The following is a 14780-nucleotide window of genomic DNA, read 5'->3' as shown; positions in this document are numbered from 1 at the left end:
TTCATCCTCGCGCCGGTCCTCGGCTACTGTTGCCCGGTTGCCTCGTGCCGCTTCGTGCGGCGTGCAGGCCTCTCGAACCTCAATCAACCTCGAACGGATCGGAGTGCACGGTGGCTGCCGTCTGCGACATCTGCGCCAAGAAGCCGGGCTTCGGAAACAACCGTCCCTGGTCGCGCAAGATCACGAAGCGTCGCTTCAACCCCAACATCCAGCGCGTCCGGGCGACCGTGAACGGCACGCCCAAGCGCCTCAACGTCTGCACCGGCTGCCTCAAGGCCGGCAAGGTCTCCCGCTGACCTGACCAGACCCGTACGTGAGCCCCCGTCGCTGATGCGGCGGGGGCTTCGTCGTTCCTCGAACCGGATCCCGGGGCGGCCCCGCTCGGGGGAGTCCCCGCTCGAGCGGGGACTCCGTCACCTGGAGGCCTTCACAACCCCCTCCAGGTGTCGGACTCCCCCACCAGGTCCGCAGCCAATCCCGCGGGACGCGCTCAGAAGTGCGTCCAGCCGGTCGGGCCCTCGTAGGCCCCGCCGTCGACGGTCACCCCCTCGCCCTCGGTCACCTCGCCGACGACCTGCCAGCCGGACGGCACCGAGGCGAGGTCGGGGAAGGTCGCCAGCAGCGCGTGGTCGTCTCCCCCGCCGAGGATGAACTGGAGGGGGTCGGCCCCGAGCGCGGCGCCGACGGCCTGGAGCGGCTCGGGGATCTCGAAGGCGCCCGTGCGCACGTCGATGGCGACACCGCTCGCCTCCGCGAGGTGCCCGGCCTCGGCGAGGAGGCCGTCGGAGACGTCGATGAGCGAGGTCGCGCCGGCCTCGGCAGCCTGCTTGCCCGCGGCGTACGGGGGCTCCGGGCGGCGGTAGGCCTCGACGAGCACCCGCGGCGAGCGGAAGCCGCGGCCCAGGACCGCCAGCCCTCCGGCCGCCCAACCCTGGCGGCCGGTGAGCGCGAGCACGTCGCCGGGCCGGGCGCCCGAGCGGAGCACCGGCGCCTGCGTGCACTGGCCCAGCACGGTCACCGCGACCATCACCTGGTCGGCCCGGGTCACGTCGCCGCCGACGACGGTCGCGCCGATGCTCGCGCACTCCTCCGCGAACCCACGGGCGAAGTCGAGCGCCCACGCCACCGGGAGGTCCGCGGGAGCGGCCAGGCCGATCGTGAGGTGACGGGCGGTGCCGCCCATGGCGTTGATGTCGGAGAGGTTCTGGGCGGCCGCTCGGTGGCCCACGTCGGCGGCGCTGGCCCAGTCGCGGCGGAAGTGGCGACCCTCGACCATGAGATCGGTGGAGACGACGACGTGGCCGTGCTTGATGCGCAGGACAGCGGCGTCGTCGCCGGGTCCGACGAGCACGTGCTCGTCGCCCTCGAAGATCTCCACGAGCTGCGAGATCAGGCCGAACTCTCCTGCATCGCCGAGGGTTGCGTCCGCGTCGAGTGCCATGCCCCCATCCCACCAGACGGCGACTGTGACCACAGGCACCCATCCCCTGTCCGCCCGCCCGCGCGGCGCGGTAGGTTGTGCCGGTCACACCCGTTGAACGAGACCGAGGAGTCCACGATGGTCGTCCAGGCCTACATCCTGATCCAGACCGACGTCGGCAAGGCCGCCGAGGTCGCCCGCGAGATCGCGCAGATCAGCGGCGTCACCCTCGCCGAGGACGTGACCGGTCCCTACGACGTGATCGTCCGCGCCGAGGCCAAGAACGTCGACGAGCTCGGCAAGCTCGTCGTCTCCAAGGTGCAGAACCTCGACGGCATCACGCGCACGCTGACGTGCCCGGTCGTCCACATCTGATCCGAGTGCCACCCGCACGACGCCTCGGCTCCACCCGGAGCCGGGGCGTCGTCGCGTCCGCTGCTGCCTGCCTGGCGCTGGCCGGGTGCAGCAGCACGATCACCATCGACGACCAGGACCTCTCCGGTGCCGATCGCGCCGCGTGCGAGGCCCTCGTCGCCGACCTGCCCGAGACGCTGGCCGGGGAGGACCGCGTGGCAGTCGAGCCCGAGGGCGCGCTGGGCGCCGCGTGGGGCGACCCGGCGTACGTCCTCACGTGCGGGGTCCCGCAGCCTGCGGACTACGAGCCGACCGCCGAGTGCAGCGTGATCGGGGGCGTCGGGTGGTACGTCCCCGACGACCAGCTGACCGACCAGGACGAGGACGCGACACCGATCGCCCTCAGCCGTACACCCTACGTCGAGGTGCTGGTGCCGGCCGACTACCGCACCCTGGGCATCGACCGCGCGCTCGCGGAGCTCGCACCGGCGCTCGAGGAGCACCTCGGCGAGGGGTTGTCCTGCCTGTAGGACCTCGGGCGAGCGTTCAGCGCAGGCCGGTGTCGCGGCGCAGCGCCAGCTGGACGAGGCGGTCGACGAGCTCGGGGTAGGTCATGCCGGTGGACGCCCACAGCTGGGGGTACATCGACGTGGGCGTGAAGCCCGGCATCGTGTTGAGCTCGTTGATGACCAGCGTGCCGTCGGGCATGACGAAGAAGTCGACGCGTGCCAGGCCCTCGCACGCCAGTGCCTCGAAGGCGCGCACCGCCATGGCCCGCAGCTGCTGCTCGACCTCGGCGGGCAGCTCGGCGGGGATGTCGATCTCGGTGTGCTGGTCGGCGAGGTACTTGGCCTCGAAGTCGTAGAACTCGTGGTCGCCACCCGTGCGGACCTCGCCGGGCCGCGACGTCTCGGGCGGTCCCTCGAGGGTGCCGAGGACGCCGCACTCGATCTCGCGGGCCCCCTCCATCGACTGCTCCACCAGCACCTTGGGGTCGTGGCGGAAGGCCTCCTCGAGGGCGTCCTCGATCTCGGAGGCGTCGTGGACCTTGCTGATGCCCATGCTCGACCCGGCGCGGGCCGGCTTGGCGAAGGAGGGGAAGCCGAGCTCCTCGACGCGGGCGCGCACGCCGACCGGGTCCTGCTCGAGCTCGGAGCGGGTCACGACGATGCCGGGCGTCACCGGCAGGCCGGCGGACTGGAGGACGACCTTCATGAAGGCCTTGTCCATGCCGACCGCCGAGGCCAGGACGCCGGAACCGACGTAGCGCACGCCTGCCATCTCGAGCATCCCCTGCAGGGTGCCGTCCTCGCCCCACGGCCCGTGGAGCAGCGGGAAGACCACGTCGACCTCGCCGATCACCGAGGGGACGCTCGACGGCTCGGTGACCACGAGGTCGGTGCCGGTGGTCGCGCCCATCAGGGCGACCGGCGAGCGGTCGGGATCGACCTCGGGGAGGTCGTTGCCGCGGATGGCGAGCCGGCCGGGCTCGTCGGCCTCGAGCACCCAGCGGCCGTCGGTGGCGATGCCGACCGGCACCACGTCGTACGCCTCGCGGTCGATCGCGGCCAGCACGCTCCCCGCGGTGACGCACGAGATGCCGTGCTCGGAGGAGCGGCCGCCGAACACCACGGCGACGCGTGGCTTGCGGGCGTCCCCGTTCGGGGAGGTCTCGTTCATCGCCGTGTTCATCCCGGTGACCCTATCCACCTACGCTGGCGAGCATGGCTGCAGACCCGTCCTCGACCTCGTCCCTCCGGCCCAGCACGATCGCCGTCACGGCCGGACGCCCGGACCGGGTGCCGGACGCCCCGCTCAACACCCCGATCACGATGGCCGCGACCTACGTCGCCGGCGGCGAGGTGGAGTACGGCCGTTACGGCAACCCCACGTGGACGGCGCTGGAGGACGCGCTCGGCGCGCTCGAGGGGGGACGGTGCCTGACCTTCGCCTCCGGCCTCGCGGCCGTCGCCACCGTCCTCGACCTGGTCGGCAAGGAGGGCAGGGTCGTGGTGCCCAGGCACGCCTACACCGGCACGATCATGCAGCTCGCCGACCTCGAGTCCCGCGGCCGCCTGACGGCCGAGATGGTCGACATCACCGACACCGACGCCGTCGTCAAGGCGTGCGACGGCGCGGCCCTGGTGTGGCTCGAGTCGCCGACGAACCCCGCGCTGGAGATCGCCGACATCCCCACGATCACCGCCGCGGCGCACGAGGCCGGGGCGTACGTCGTCGTCGACAACACCTTCGCCACTCCCCTGCTGCAGAGGCCGCTCGAGGACGACGTGGACCTCGTCGTGCACTCCGCGACGAAGTACCTCGCCGGCCACTCCGACGTGCAGCTGGGCGCCATCGTGACCCGCGACGACGAGCTCTGGACCGTGCTCAAGGGGCGGCGCGACCTCGTCGGAGCGATCCCCGGCCCGTTCGAGGCGTGGCTGACGTTGCGCGGCCTGCGAACCCTCCACCTGCGCGTCGAGCGCGCGCAGGCCAACGCCCAGGAGCTCGTGCGCCGGCTCGGCGATCACCCGGCCCTCTCCGAGGTGCGCTACCCCGGCTTCGGCGGGATCGTCAGCATCGTGCTCGCCCAGGGCGAGATGGCCGCCGACCTGCTCAGCCGCAAGACCCGGCTCTGGATCCACGCCACCTCCCTCGGCGGCGTGGAGTCGAGCCTCGAGCGCCGGCGTCGCTGGAAGGCGGAGGCTGCGACCATCCCCGAGGGGCTGGTCCGGTTGTCGGTCGGGATCGAGGACGTCGAGGACCTCTGGGAGGACCTCCGGACGGCGCTCGACGGGTGCGTCGGCTGATCCGACGCTGGTTGAGCAGGTCGCGCAGCGACCGTGTCGAAACCACGTGGTTGCGGCTGCTCCTCAACTGACCGGGTCTCGATACAGCTCCGTCGAGGCTTCGTTCCTCAGCCTCGGGAGCCACTCGACCACCGATGAGATGGGCTGAGCTCGTTCCTCGCTCAACCCATCTCGGCCTTGGTGTCGCGGGCGATGAAGGAGTTCATCATGTCGAGCGCGGTCATCTTGCCGTCCACGACGGCGTCCACCGCCTCGGCGATCGGTGCGTCGACGCCCGTACGCCGGGCCAGCTCGAGCAGCGACTTGCAGGACTTCGCGCCCTCGGCGACCTGGCGGGTCGAGGCGTAGATCTCCTCGGTGGTCATCCCCTGGCCGAGCCGCTCGCCGAAGGTGCGGTTGCGCGAGAGCGGCGAGGAGCAGGTGGCGACGAGGTCACCGAGGCCGGCGAGGCCCATGAGCGTCAGCGGGTTCGCGCCCTGCGCCGTCGCGAGCCGGGCGGTCTCGGCGAGTCCGCGGGTGATGACCGAGGCCGTCGTGTTGTCGCCGAAGCCCAGCCCGACGGCCATGCCGACGGCGAGGCCGACGACGTTCTTGTAGGCCCCGCCGATCTCGCAGCCGAGGACGTCCACCGACGTGTAGGGCCGCCACGACGGTCCGTGGGTGATGGCCTGGATGTGCTTGGCGCGCTCCTCGTCGAGGCAGGCGACGACGGAGGCGGCCGGCTCGCGGCGGGCGATCTCGCGCGCCAGGTTGGGTCCGCTGACGACGGCGATCCGGTCGGCGGAGGCGTCGGTGACCTCCTGGATGACCTCGCTCATCCGCATCAGGGTGCCGAGCTCGACGCCCTTCATCAGCGACACCAGGGTCGCCTTCTCCGGCAGGACCGGGGCCCACGCGGTGAGGTTCTCGCGGAGGCTCTGCGACGGCACCGTGAGCACCACGACGTCGGCGTCGGCGGCGACCTGCTCGGGATCGGTGGACGCCGTGATCGACGGCGGCAGCTCGATGCCGGGGAGGTAGTCGGTGTTCTCCCGGCGGTGGTTGATCGCCTCCACGACCTCGTCGCGCCGGGCCCACAGCGACACGTCGTTGCCGGCGTCGGCGAGCACGAGCGAGAACGCGGTGCCCCACGATCCGGCACTGAAGACTGCGATCTTGGTCATCGGCTGCGCTTCCTCTTCGTTCGGTGGGGTTCGTCGTAGGGGTTGCCGATCTCGCGCACCCCGCTGGCACGCGGGTCGTAGCGCCGGTCAGGAGCCGGTTCGTCGCGGATGTCCGCGACGAGCGCGGTGATGGCCGACATGATCCGTTCGGTGGCCTGCGCCGTCGTCTCGGCCGAGTGCGGCTGGGCGACCAGGTCGTCGAGCGGCACCGGGTCGCCCGCCTTCATCACGATGTTCTTGCGCGGGACGAGGTGCGGCCGCTTCGTGTAGGGCGGCAGCACCTGCTGCGCGCCCCACTGGCCCACCGGGATCACCGGACAGCCCGTGGCGAGGGCGATCCGGGCGGCACCCGTCTTGCCCTTCATCGGCCAGAGGTCCGGGTCGCGGGTCAGGGTGCCCTCGGGATAGATCACGATGCACTCGCCGTCGCCGATCGCGCGCACCGCCGCGTCGTACGCTCCGATCGCGTTGCGGCTCAGCCGCTCGACGGGGATCTGACCGGCGGAGGTCAGGAACCCGCCGAGGTACTTGTTGGTGAACAGGCTCGACTTCGCGAGGTAGCGCGGGAGCCGGCCGTGGTCGTAGACGAAGTGTGCCGACAGCAGCGGGTCGACGTGGGAGATGTGGTTGATCGCGACGATGCACCCACCCGTGGCCGGGATCTTCTCCCCGTCGATCCAGGTGCGCGACGTGGCCGGGAGCAAGGTGGGCTTGAGGATGGCCGCAGCAACGGTCATCGCCCAGCCGCGCGGCTGCTCCAGCTTCCTGACGCGCACCGTCTCCCTCTCGACCAGATCTCCCGCGGGCCGTGCCCGGACGCTCCCTGCGTCGCGAGCAGGCTACTCGGTCACCCCGGTGCGCGGACCCCACCGGCGCGCTGGTCCGGGGTGGGAGGATCGTCGCGATGCCCGCTCCGATGTCCGCTCCCTCGCCGGCCCCGTCCGTCCCGGACAGGTGCGTGGTCGTCGTGCCCGTCAAGCCGCCTGCCGTCGGCAAGTCCCGACTGACCGGGCTGGGTGATCAGGCACGCCGCGACGTTGCCGAGGCGTTCGCTCTCGACACCGCCCAGGCGGCCGCGTCGACGCCCGGCGTGGAGGCCGTGCTGGTCGTCACCGACGACTTCCGGCTGGCGTCCTCGATGCGCGCGCTCGGCTGCGAGGTGATGCCGGACGGGACGAGCGAGGACCTCAACGCGACGCTCGTCCAGGCCGTCGCCGAGGTCGTACGCCGCTGGCCGGGGGCGGTGCCGGTCGCCCTGTGCGCCGACCTGCCCGGTCTGCGACCGGTCGAGCTCGCGGCGGTGCTCCTCGAGGTGGCCGAGCACGTCGCTGCCGGGCGCTCCGCGTTCGTGCCCGACCGCGCCGGGACCGGCACGACCCTGTACGCCGCGGCCGCTGAGCACTTCGAGCCTCGGTTCGGCCCGGAGTCGGCCGCGCGGCACCGCAGCGCCGGCGCCGTCGAGGCGGGCACCACCGCCACCAGCGTGCGTACGGACGTCGACCACCTCGCCGACCTCGACGCTGCGCTGCTCGCGGGCGTCGGGCCGCACACCTCGCGTGCATGCGAAGGGCGGGCCACCCCGCTGGGGTGACCCGCCCTCTGCTCGGAGCCCGCGGCTCAGGACTTCTTGGCGGCCTTCTTGGCAGGTGCCTTCTTGGCGGGCGCCTTCTTCGCGGCAGCCGTCTTGGCGGGTGCGGTCTTCTTGGCCGTGGTCTTCTTGGCGGTGGTGGACGAGGCCGACGTCGACTTCTTGGCGGCGGCCTTCTTGGCCGGCGCCTTGGCGGCCGTGGTCTTCTTGGCCGGCGCCGACTTCTTGGCGGCGGCCTTCTTGGCGGGGGCCGCCTTCTTCGCAGGAGCGGACTTCGTGGCGGTCGCCTTCTTGGCCGGGGCGGCCGACTTCGACGCCGTCGACCTGGCCGGGGCGGCCTTCTTGCCGGTGGCGCTGGCGACGACGGCCGCTGCGACGCGTACGCCGGGCGGCTTCGGCATGGTGGCCGCGGTCAGCTTCGGGAGCTTCTTCGCACCGGAGATGACGTCCTTGAGCTCCTTGCCGGCGGAGAACTTCGGCACGGCCTTCTTCTTGGACTTCATCCGCTCGCCGGTCTGCGGGTTGCGCACCCACCGCGCGTTGCGGACGGCCTTCTCGAAGGAGCCGAAGCCCGTGATCGCGACCTTCTCGCCCTTGGCGACCTCGCGGGTGATGGTGTCGAGCACCGACTCCAGTGCGTGGGCCGCCTGCTTGCGGTTCCCCTCGTAACGCGCGGCGAGCGCGTCGATGAGCTCTGACTTGTTCACTAGCTTCCCTTCCCAATGAACCTGGCGCCGAGCTCGTGCTCGACTCTCCAAGGCACGCTAGGCACATGGAAGGGTGAGAACAATCACCAAAGCCCCTGTTTGTAGGGGTTTTTCAGGCAGTGACGGGCTTCCAGACCGGCCGTCCCACCTCGAAGGCGGTGATCGTGTCGTCGTGCGAGAGCGTGATCCCGATGTCGTCGAGGCCCTCGAGGAGCCGCCAGCGCGTGTAGTCGTCGATGTCGAAGGAGTCCTCGACGGCGTCCTCGCCGGCACCGGCGCGGACCGTACGGCTCTCCAGGTCCACGGTGATCTCGCCGCCCGGGTTGTCCTCGAGCCAGTCCCACAACCGCTGCACGACCTTCTCGTCGACCTGCGCCGCGAGCAGCCCGGCCTTGCCGGAGTTGCCGCGGAAGATGTCGGCGAAGCGCGAGGAGATGACGACCTTGAAGCCGTAGTTCTGCAGCGCCCACACGGCGTGCTCACGCGAGCTGCCCGTGCCGAAGTCGGGACCCGCGACGAGCACGGAACCGCTGGTGTAGGTCGGGTTGTTGAGCACGAAGTCGGGGTCGTTGCGCCAGGCGGCGAACAGCCCGTCCTCGAAGCCGGTGCGCGTCACGCGCTTGAGGTAGACCGCCGGGATGATCTGGTCGGTGTCGACGTTGCTGCGCTTGAGCGGGACGCCGACGCCGGTGTGGGTGGTGAACTTGTCCATGGTCAGGCTCCGATCGGCGTGAGGTCGGCTGGGCTGGAGAGGGTGCCGCGCACGGCGGTTGCCGCGGCGACGGGGACGGACACGAGGTGCGTACGACCGCCCTTGCCCTGCCGGCCCTCGAAGTTGCGGTTGGACGTCGACGCGCTGCGCTCGCCGGGTGCGAGCTGGTCGGGGTTCATGCCCAGGCACATCGAGCACCCCGCGCCGCGCCACTCGGCACCGGCGGCGACGAAGACCTTGTCCAGTCCCTCCGCCTCGGCCTGGAGGCGTACGCGCACCGAGCCGGGCACCACGAGCAGGCGCGTGTCGGCGGCGACCGTACGGCCCTCGAGGATCGACGCCGCCAGGCGCAGGTCCTCGATGCGGCCGTTGGTGCAGGAGCCGACGAAGACGGTGTCGACCTTGACCTCGCGCAGCGGGGTGCCGGCCTCGAGGCCCATGTACTGGAGGGCCTTCTCGGTCGCGATCTTGTCGTTGGGCTCGTCGAAGTCGTCCGGGCTCGGCACGCTGGCGCCGAGGGGCGCACCCTGGCCGGGGTTGGTGCCCCAGGTGACGAACGGCGTCATCGTCGACGCGTCGAGCTCGATCTCCTTGTCGAAGACGGCGTCGTCGTCGGTGCGCAGCGTCCTCCAGTGTGCGACGGCGGCGTCCCAGTCGGCGCCCTTCGGCGCCTCGGGCTTGCCCTCGATGTAGTCGAAGGTCGTCTGGTCGGGGGCGATGAGTCCGGCCTTGGCGCCCCACTCGATCGACATGTTGCACACGGTCATCCGGCCCTCCATCGAGAGCTCCTCGATGGCCTGGCCGCGGTACTCGACGATGTAGCCCTGGCCGCCGCCGGTGCCGGTGTGGGTGATCAGGGTGAGGACGAGGTCCTTGGCGGTGACGCCCTCGGGCAGGCTGCCGTTGACGGTGACCGCCATGGTCTTGGGCTTGGCCTGCGTCAGCGTCTGCGTGGCGAGGACGTGCTCGACCTCGGAGGTGCCGATGCCGAATGCGATCGCGCCGAAGGCGCCGTGCGTGGAGGTGTGCGAGTCGCCGCACACGATGGTCATGCCCGGCTGGGTCAGACCGAGCTGCGGGCCGACGACGTGGACGATGCCCTGCTCGATGTCGCCGAGCGGGTGGAGGCGTACGCCGAAGTCGGCGCAGTTCTTGCGCAGCGTCTCGACCTGCGTGCGGCTCACCGGGTCGGCGATCGGCTTGTCCCAGTCGAGGGTCGGGACGTTGTGGTCCTCGGTCGCCAGCGTGAGGTCGGGGCGGCGCACCGTACGGTTGGCGAGGCGCAGGCCGTCGAAGGCCTGCGGCGAGGTCACCTCGTGGAGGAGGTGGAGGTCGATGTAGAGCAGGTCGGGCTCTCCTGCGGCGCTCCGGACGACGTGCTCGTCCCAGACCTTCTCGGACAGGGTCTTGCCCATGACACAAACTCCTTCTGCTGCATTGCGGTGGGACGACGCTACATCTTGCATCCCACTCTCTGAGATGAGAATATCGGCATATGGACAACGGATCTGGTGTCGGAGTGCTGGACAAGGCCGCGCTCGTGCTCGCGGCCCTCGAGGCCGGACCGGCCACCCTGGCCGGGCTGGTGGCCGGCACCGGGCTGGCCCGACCGACCGCGCACCGCCTCGCGGTCGCGCTCGAGCACCACCGTCTCGTGGCCCGCGACATGCAGGGCCGCTTCGTGCTCGGCCCGCGGCTCGCGGAGCTGTCCGCCGCTGCCGGCGAGGACCGCCTGCTGGCGGCCGCCGGCCCGGTCCTGGCGCGACTGCGCGACATCACCGGCGAGTCGGCACAGCTCTGGCGCAGGCAGGGCGAGCACCGCGTGTGCGTCGCTGCCGCAGAGCGCCCGTCGGGCCTGCGCGACACGATCCCGGTCGGCTCGCAGCTCACCATGAACGCCGGGTCCGCCGCACAGATCCTGCTCGCCTGGGAGGACCCGGAGCGGATGCACCGCGGCCTCCAGAACGCCGCGTTCTCCGCGACCGCGCTGTCCGGCATCCGCCGCCGCGGGTGGTCGCAGTCCGTCGGCGAGCGCGAGCAGGGCGTCGCCTCGGTGTCGGCCCCGGTCCGCTCCCCCGGCGGCAAGGTCATCGCCGCCGTGTCTGTCTCCGGCCCCCTCGAGCGCCTCTCGCGCCAGCCCGGCCGGATGCACGCGCCCGCGGTCCTCGCCGCGGCCGACCGGCTCTCGGAGTCGCTGCGCCGCGCCGCGTCGGAGTAGCCCTCGCGGCCCGTACGCCGAAGGTGGCGGCACCTCGCACGCCCCGGCCCCGTCGACCCGCGATCTGCCGCCACCCTTCTCAGGGTCGGCGGTCTCGGGCAGGGTGGGCCCATGAGCGATCTCGTGGACCTCGGCCCCGCCTGCGAGCGCCTGCTGGACGTCGCCGCCCACGTCGGCGACGACCAGCTCGCTGCGCCGACCCCGTGCGAGGGGCGGCGCGTCGGCCAGCTCGTACAGCACATCGCCGGACTGGCCGTGGCTTTCCGGGCCGCGGCCGACAAGGACTTCGGCCCCCTCACCGACACCAACCCGGGCGACGGCGGCTGGCCGGACGTCGAACCCGGGTGGCGCGAGGCGCTCGGGCAGCGCATTCCCGCACTCGCCGCGGCCTGGCGCAACCCGGACGCGTGGGAGGGGATGACCCGCGCCGGCGGCGTCGACCTGCCCGGCGAGGTCGCCGGCCTGGTGGCCCTCGACGAGCTCGTGCTCCACGGGTGGGACCTGGCGCGCGCCACGGGACAGACCTACGACTGCGACGACGCCACCGCGCAGGCGTGCATGGCATTCGTCGGCAGCTTCGACGAAGGTGGCACGCCGGGGCTCTTCGGGCCCTCGAGGACCGTCAGTCCCGATGCTCCCGTCTTCGACCACCTGCTGGCTCGCTCAGGTCGCGACCCGCACTGGGCGCCCGCCTGAGTACGTCGGCGGTGTCGAGTCGCAACTGCGAGGCGCAGGCTGGGGACATGGGACACCACGCCATCGCCACCCTCGTCCGCGTTCTCGTGCGCCTCGTCGTGATGGGCGCCGCACTGGCCGGCTACTACGCCGCCCTGCCCTTCCTGTTCCCCGACGACGGCGGCGGCGCCAACATCGGCGCGGGCCTGATCGCGTTCGGCGTCGTGGTGGCCGTCAGCTTCGGCTGGGCGTACGTCGACGGACGTCGGCGGGGTGCGGCGTCGACCACGGCGACCTGGGCGATCGTCGCCGTTGCGTTCGGGCTCCTGTGGCTGCTCGGTCTGGCCGCGGTCGAGGTCGACGACAGCATGAACATCGCCGAGCGGCTCCGGCTCGACGCCTTCCTCGCCGTCTTCACTGCCGGCCTGGTCTTCCTGCCTGCCGGGGTCGGTGCGGCCATCGGCGGCAGCATGCCTCCCTCGGACGACTGAGCCGCCGCACACCTGCAGGCTCTGCTGGAGAAGCTGCGACGTTTGCCTGACGGAGCCGGTCCGCGGTGGCAGGATCCCGGCAGGGACGCGGCCCGACGGCCTGCTGCAGTGCTCGCGGTCCTGGTCGCATCGCACCTCGGAGGTCGCCATGTCCCACACCCACCCCGCGCCTGCTCGACGCCTTGCCCTGGCGTGCGTCGCGGCCGTCGCTCTCCTCGTCCCAGCCGCGACGGCGGGCCCCGTCCTCGCCGACGGTCCGGCGCACGCGCGCGCCTCGGGCGACGCACGCCTCGGCACCCTGAAGGTCAAGGTGGCTTCGCTCCCCGGACAGCGCCGGGTCGTCGTCCGCGGGCCCCAGCGCTTCAAGCGCGTGCTGACGAGCACGACGGTCCTGCGCAACCTCGCTCCGGGCCGCTACCGGGTGAGGGCCGCCCGGGTGCGCACCGAGGACTGGACCGCGCACCCGGCGGTCAGCAAGCCACGCGTCCGGGTGCGGGCGGGGCGTCGCGCCGTCTCCCGCGTCAGCTTCCCGACGGTGGTGTCGTCGGCTGCCAAGGTGCTGAAGGCGCGGGACATCAAGGCCTTCACCGCGCCGAGCGCGGCCGACCGCACCGGCGTGATCACGCTGGCGAGGCGCGCCGCGGACGGGACCGTCCTCGCAGCCGGCGTCACGCCCCGGACGCCGTACGGCGCGCTCGTCGCGGTCCTGTCCGCGAGGAAGACGTCTGCCGGCTGGGAGCACGAGGTCCGGATCGCCGGCATCCAGGAGGCGGTGCTGCGGGGCGAGTACGACGTGCCGATCGACACGACCGTCCCGATCCAGGGCCGTCTCGGCGCGGGCACGCCCCGGCGCGGCAGCGGCTCCACGTCGGCCGGCTGCTCAGGGTCGATGGAGGCGGGTGCAGAGCTCACCGGGGACGCGAACCTCAACGGGTCCTTCAGTGGCGGCGTCGCGGACTGGAAGTGGTACAAGCCGTGGAAGGCGAATCCCTACGTGCAGATGGGGATGTCGATCGACGCGACCGTCAACGCGCGTGCCTGGGCGAAGGCGAAGGGCACGTGCACCACGGGCGAGAAGACGCTCTACAACCAGAACCTCACGGTCATCGCGTTCGCGATCGGGCCGATCCCGGTGGTCCTGGTGCCGCACCTGGGGATCGACGCGGGAGCCAGCATCACCGCCAGCGGCAAGATCGAGCTCGGGGGCGGCGTGCGCGCCGACGCCGGGGCCACCATCAGGGTCAGCCTCAGGAAGGCGCCGGAGATCAACGGCTCCGGTCCGACCTTCGACGGCTCGAGCTACTTCGACATGAAGGCCAGCGCAGCCGCCGAGGCCCATGTCCGGGGTCGGCTGACGATCCTCGCCTACGGCGTGGCAGGTCCCTATGCGCAGGCCCGCGTCGGGGTCATCGGCACGGCCGACTCGGCCGCCAACCCGTGGTGGCACATCGACGCCGAGGGGTCGGCCGGCGCCGGTGTCCGGGTGGGCAACCTGTGCTTCTCCTTCCTCGGCTGCCTCAAGCTCGAGGCGGGCAACAACGAGCTCGTGAAGAAGACGTGGCGTCTGGCACAGGCAGACGGTCCTCGTCCGAAGGCCGTCGAACAAGCGCACGTGCTCGAGGGACTCAACGCGCAGGTCAACACCAACATCCGGGCCCCCTTCCCCGACGCGATCGCGACGAACTGGTTCATCCCGGGCTACACGATGACCACCGGAGTGGCCGTCGAGCTGCCCGGTGGCGTGAACGAGGTGGCGAGCTTCGTCCGGGACGACCCGCCGGACAGCTACGGCAACTACGTCCACGACGTGGTCCGCACCGACCTCGAGGTCACACCGGCGTTCAACCGGCTGCGCATCCCGTGGATCTTCGGGACCGAGGAATCGGAGGACTACAGGGACGTGGGGGCGATCTGGGTCAACGGCGAGCTGTGCGGCGAGGTCACGTCCCATGACGCCACGGTCGTCAACACCGGCCAGCTCGCGACGCGCTACGGGCGTGTCACGCCGCAGATGTACTGCGACCGCCCAGTCGTTCCCGGCGTCCCGGTGAAGGTCCAGCTGGTGGTCGCCGAGAGCCCGGTCGGCGAGTTCGACAGCGCGATCGTCATCGGGGAGGGCGGCATCTCCAGCTACGCCGGGTGAGCGGCGCCCGGAGGAGTCAGAAGAGGGCGTCCTGCTCCAGCTCGAGCAGCTGCTGCTTGCGCTCGATCCCGCCTGCGTACCCGGTGAGCGTGCCGTTGGCGCCGATGACGCGGTGGCACGGCACGACGATGGGGATGGGGTTGCGGCCGTTGGCCAGTCCCACCGCACGCGAGGCGGCGTTGGTCATGCCGAGCCGTCCCGCGATCTCGCCGTAGGACGCGGTCTCGCCGTAGCCGATCTGCTCCAGCTGGCTCCACACGCGCCGCTGGAAGTCGGTCCCGGTGGGCGCGAGCGGGAGGTCGAAGTCGGTCAGCTCGCGGTCGAAGTAGGCCGTGAGCTGGCGTACGGCCTCGGCGAGCACGGGCTCGTCGTCGGACCGAGCGCCGAGCGGACGGCCGTCGGCCGGGGGCAGGAACGGCGAGAACTCGATCGCCACGATCGAGCCGTCCCGCTCGACGACGCGCAGGTCGCCGACGGGCGAGGGCATCACGGTCCACAT

General features: G+C 71.8%; 17 protein-coding genes. 9 read left to right on the top strand and 8 right to left on the bottom strand.

Annotation, left to right across the window (positions count from 1 at the left end):
• The first annotated feature begins 110 nt into the window (after positions 1-110).
• Complete coding sequence (gene rpmB, locus AC57BS_RS07190; protein WP_056602600.1) at positions 111-296, top strand: 50S ribosomal protein L28; 186 nt, start codon at positions 111-113, stop codon at positions 294-296.
• Between the two features lie 194 nt (positions 297-490).
• Here the strand turns inward: rpmB and AC57BS_RS07185 are convergent, their stop codons facing one another.
• Entirely contained in the window at positions 491-1441 is a 951-nt protein-coding gene (locus AC57BS_RS07185; protein WP_496410751.1) for a thiamine-phosphate kinase, read from the bottom strand.
• 117 nt (positions 1442-1558) lie between these two features.
• On the opposite strand from AC57BS_RS07185, the gene AC57BS_RS07180 reads away from it, so the two are divergent.
• Together AC57BS_RS07180 and AC57BS_RS07175 are read left to right on the top strand one after the other, a co-directional pair.
• A complete protein-coding gene (locus AC57BS_RS07180) occupies positions 1559-1795 on the top strand; it encodes an Lrp/AsnC family transcriptional regulator (protein ID WP_496410750.1) in 237 nt (78 codons plus the stop codon).
• 5 nt (positions 1796-1800) lie between these two features.
• Positions 1801-2304 carry a DUF3515 domain-containing protein gene (locus tag AC57BS_RS07175; RefSeq protein WP_496410749.1) on the top strand — a complete coding sequence of 168 codons (504 nt, stop codon included), beginning with the start codon at positions 1801-1803 and terminating at the stop codon, positions 2302-2304.
• Between the two features lie 16 nt (positions 2305-2320).
• Here the strand turns inward: AC57BS_RS07175 and AC57BS_RS07170 are convergent, their stop codons facing one another.
• Entirely contained in the window at positions 2321-3466 is a 1146-nt protein-coding gene (locus AC57BS_RS07170) for a D-alanine--D-alanine ligase family protein (protein WP_496410748.1), read from the bottom strand.
• Between the two features lie 32 nt (positions 3467-3498).
• Between AC57BS_RS07170 and AC57BS_RS07165 the strand changes: the two genes are divergently transcribed.
• Positions 3499-4584: a trans-sulfuration enzyme family protein gene (locus tag AC57BS_RS07165; RefSeq protein WP_496410747.1), complete on the top strand. Its 1086-nt coding sequence runs from the start codon at positions 3499-3501 to the stop codon at positions 4582-4584.
• Between the two features lie 161 nt (positions 4585-4745).
• Here AC57BS_RS07165 and AC57BS_RS07160 read toward each other — a convergent pair whose 3' ends face one another.
• Together AC57BS_RS07160 and AC57BS_RS07155 are read right to left on the bottom strand one after the other, a co-directional pair.
• Positions 4746-5747 carry an NAD(P)H-dependent glycerol-3-phosphate dehydrogenase gene (locus AC57BS_RS07160; RefSeq protein WP_496410746.1) on the bottom strand — a complete coding sequence of 334 codons (1002 nt, stop codon included), beginning with the start codon at positions 5745-5747 and terminating at the stop codon, positions 4746-4748.
• A complete protein-coding gene (locus AC57BS_RS07155) occupies positions 5744-6523 on the bottom strand; it encodes a lysophospholipid acyltransferase family protein (RefSeq protein ID WP_496410745.1) in 780 nt (259 codons plus the stop codon). The genes AC57BS_RS07160 and AC57BS_RS07155 overlap by 4 nt, the downstream gene beginning before the upstream one ends.
• 128 nt (positions 6524-6651) lie before the next feature.
• Between AC57BS_RS07155 and cofC the strand changes: the two genes are divergently transcribed.
• Entirely contained in the window at positions 6652-7338 is a 687-nt protein-coding gene (cofC, locus tag AC57BS_RS07150; protein WP_496410744.1) for a 2-phospho-L-lactate guanylyltransferase, read from the top strand.
• A gap of 26 nt (positions 7339-7364) precedes the next feature.
• Here cofC and AC57BS_RS07145 read toward each other — a convergent pair whose 3' ends face one another.
• From AC57BS_RS07145 to leuC, 3 genes are all read right to left on the bottom strand, one after another.
• Positions 7365-8042 (bottom strand): HU family DNA-binding protein, encoded by a 678-nt coding sequence (locus tag AC57BS_RS07145; protein WP_496410743.1) that lies wholly within the window; start codon positions 8040-8042, stop codon positions 7365-7367.
• Between the two features lie 112 nt (positions 8043-8154).
• The gene (gene leuD, locus AC57BS_RS07140) at positions 8155-8754 is read right to left on the bottom strand and encodes a 3-isopropylmalate dehydratase small subunit (protein WP_496410742.1); all 600 of its coding nucleotides are present in this window, start codon (positions 8752-8754) and stop codon (positions 8155-8157) included.
• A 2-nt stretch (positions 8755-8756) separates the two neighbouring features.
• Positions 8757-10169: a 3-isopropylmalate dehydratase large subunit gene (leuC, locus tag AC57BS_RS07135; protein ID WP_496410741.1), complete on the bottom strand. Its 1413-nt coding sequence runs from the start codon at positions 10167-10169 to the stop codon at positions 8757-8759.
• An 80-nt stretch (positions 10170-10249) separates the two neighbouring features.
• Between leuC and AC57BS_RS07130 the strand changes: the two genes are divergently transcribed.
• The 4 genes from AC57BS_RS07130 (at position 10250) to AC57BS_RS07115 (ending at position 14281) form a co-directional block, all read left to right on the top strand.
• Positions 10250-10972: an IclR family transcriptional regulator gene (locus tag AC57BS_RS07130; RefSeq protein ID WP_090972091.1), complete on the top strand. Its 723-nt coding sequence runs from the start codon at positions 10250-10252 to the stop codon at positions 10970-10972.
• Positions 10973-11083: 111 nt separating this feature from the next.
• The gene (locus tag AC57BS_RS07125) at positions 11084-11668 is read left to right on the top strand and encodes a TIGR03086 family metal-binding protein (protein WP_496410740.1); all 585 of its coding nucleotides are present in this window, start codon (positions 11084-11086) and stop codon (positions 11666-11668) included.
• A 47-nt stretch (positions 11669-11715) separates the two neighbouring features.
• Positions 11716-12138, top strand: coding sequence for a hypothetical protein (locus AC57BS_RS07120; protein WP_496410739.1), 423 nt, complete (start codon positions 11716-11718; stop codon positions 12136-12138).
• 148 nt (positions 12139-12286) lie between these two features.
• Positions 12287-14281: a hypothetical protein gene (locus AC57BS_RS07115; RefSeq protein ID WP_496410738.1), complete on the top strand. Its 1995-nt coding sequence runs from the start codon at positions 12287-12289 to the stop codon at positions 14279-14281.
• A gap of 16 nt (positions 14282-14297) precedes the next feature.
• Here AC57BS_RS07115 and AC57BS_RS07110 read toward each other — a convergent pair whose 3' ends face one another.
• Entirely contained in the window at positions 14298-14780 is a 483-nt protein-coding gene (locus AC57BS_RS07110) for a methylated-DNA--[protein]-cysteine S-methyltransferase (protein WP_496410737.1), read from the bottom strand.

The organism is Nocardioides sp. BGA-UO-ETr-FS32 (genome assembly GCF_059567905.1).
Note: the sequence above shows the minus strand (reverse complement) of the source record. Positions and strands in the feature narration are given on the sequence as shown.

Bases quoted from the DNA above. Each gene is read 5' to 3' on its own strand.
- AC57BS_RS07120 (WP_496410739.1), top strand. From the start codon at position 11,716: ATGGGACACCACGCCATCGCCACCCTCGTCCGCGTTCTCGTGCGCCTC.
- cofC (WP_496410744.1), top strand. From the start codon at position 6,652: ATGCCCGCTCCGATGTCCGCTCCCTCGCCGGCCCCGTCCGTCCCGGAC.
- leuD (WP_496410742.1), bottom strand. From the start codon at position 8,754: ATGGACAAGTTCACCACCCACACCGGCGTCGGCGTCCCGCTCAAGCGC.
- AC57BS_RS07185 (WP_496410751.1), bottom strand. From the start codon at position 1,441: ATGGCACTCGACGCGGACGCAACCCTCGGCGATGCAGGAGAGTTCGGC.
- AC57BS_RS07180 (WP_496410750.1), top strand. From the start codon at position 1,559: ATGGTCGTCCAGGCCTACATCCTGATCCAGACCGACGTCGGCAAGGCC.
- AC57BS_RS07110 (WP_496410737.1), bottom strand. From the start codon at position 14,780: ATGTGGACCGTGATGCCCTCGCCCGTCGGCGACCTGCGCGTCGTCGAG.
- AC57BS_RS07125 (WP_496410740.1), top strand. From the start codon at position 11,084: ATGAGCGATCTCGTGGACCTCGGCCCCGCCTGCGAGCGCCTGCTGGAC.
- leuC (WP_496410741.1), bottom strand. From the start codon at position 10,169: ATGGGCAAGACCCTGTCCGAGAAGGTCTGGGACGAGCACGTCGTCCGG.
- AC57BS_RS07170 (WP_496410748.1), bottom strand. From the start codon at position 3,466: ATGAACACGGCGATGAACGAGACCTCCCCGAACGGGGACGCCCGCAAG.
- AC57BS_RS07165 (WP_496410747.1), top strand. From the start codon at position 3,499: ATGGCTGCAGACCCGTCCTCGACCTCGTCCCTCCGGCCCAGCACGATC.
- AC57BS_RS07115 (WP_496410738.1), top strand. From the start codon at position 12,287: ATGTCCCACACCCACCCCGCGCCTGCTCGACGCCTTGCCCTGGCGTGC.
- AC57BS_RS07160 (WP_496410746.1), bottom strand. From the start codon at position 5,747: ATGACCAAGATCGCAGTCTTCAGTGCCGGATCGTGGGGCACCGCGTTC.
- AC57BS_RS07130 (WP_090972091.1), top strand. From the start codon at position 10,250: ATGGACAACGGATCTGGTGTCGGAGTGCTGGACAAGGCCGCGCTCGTG.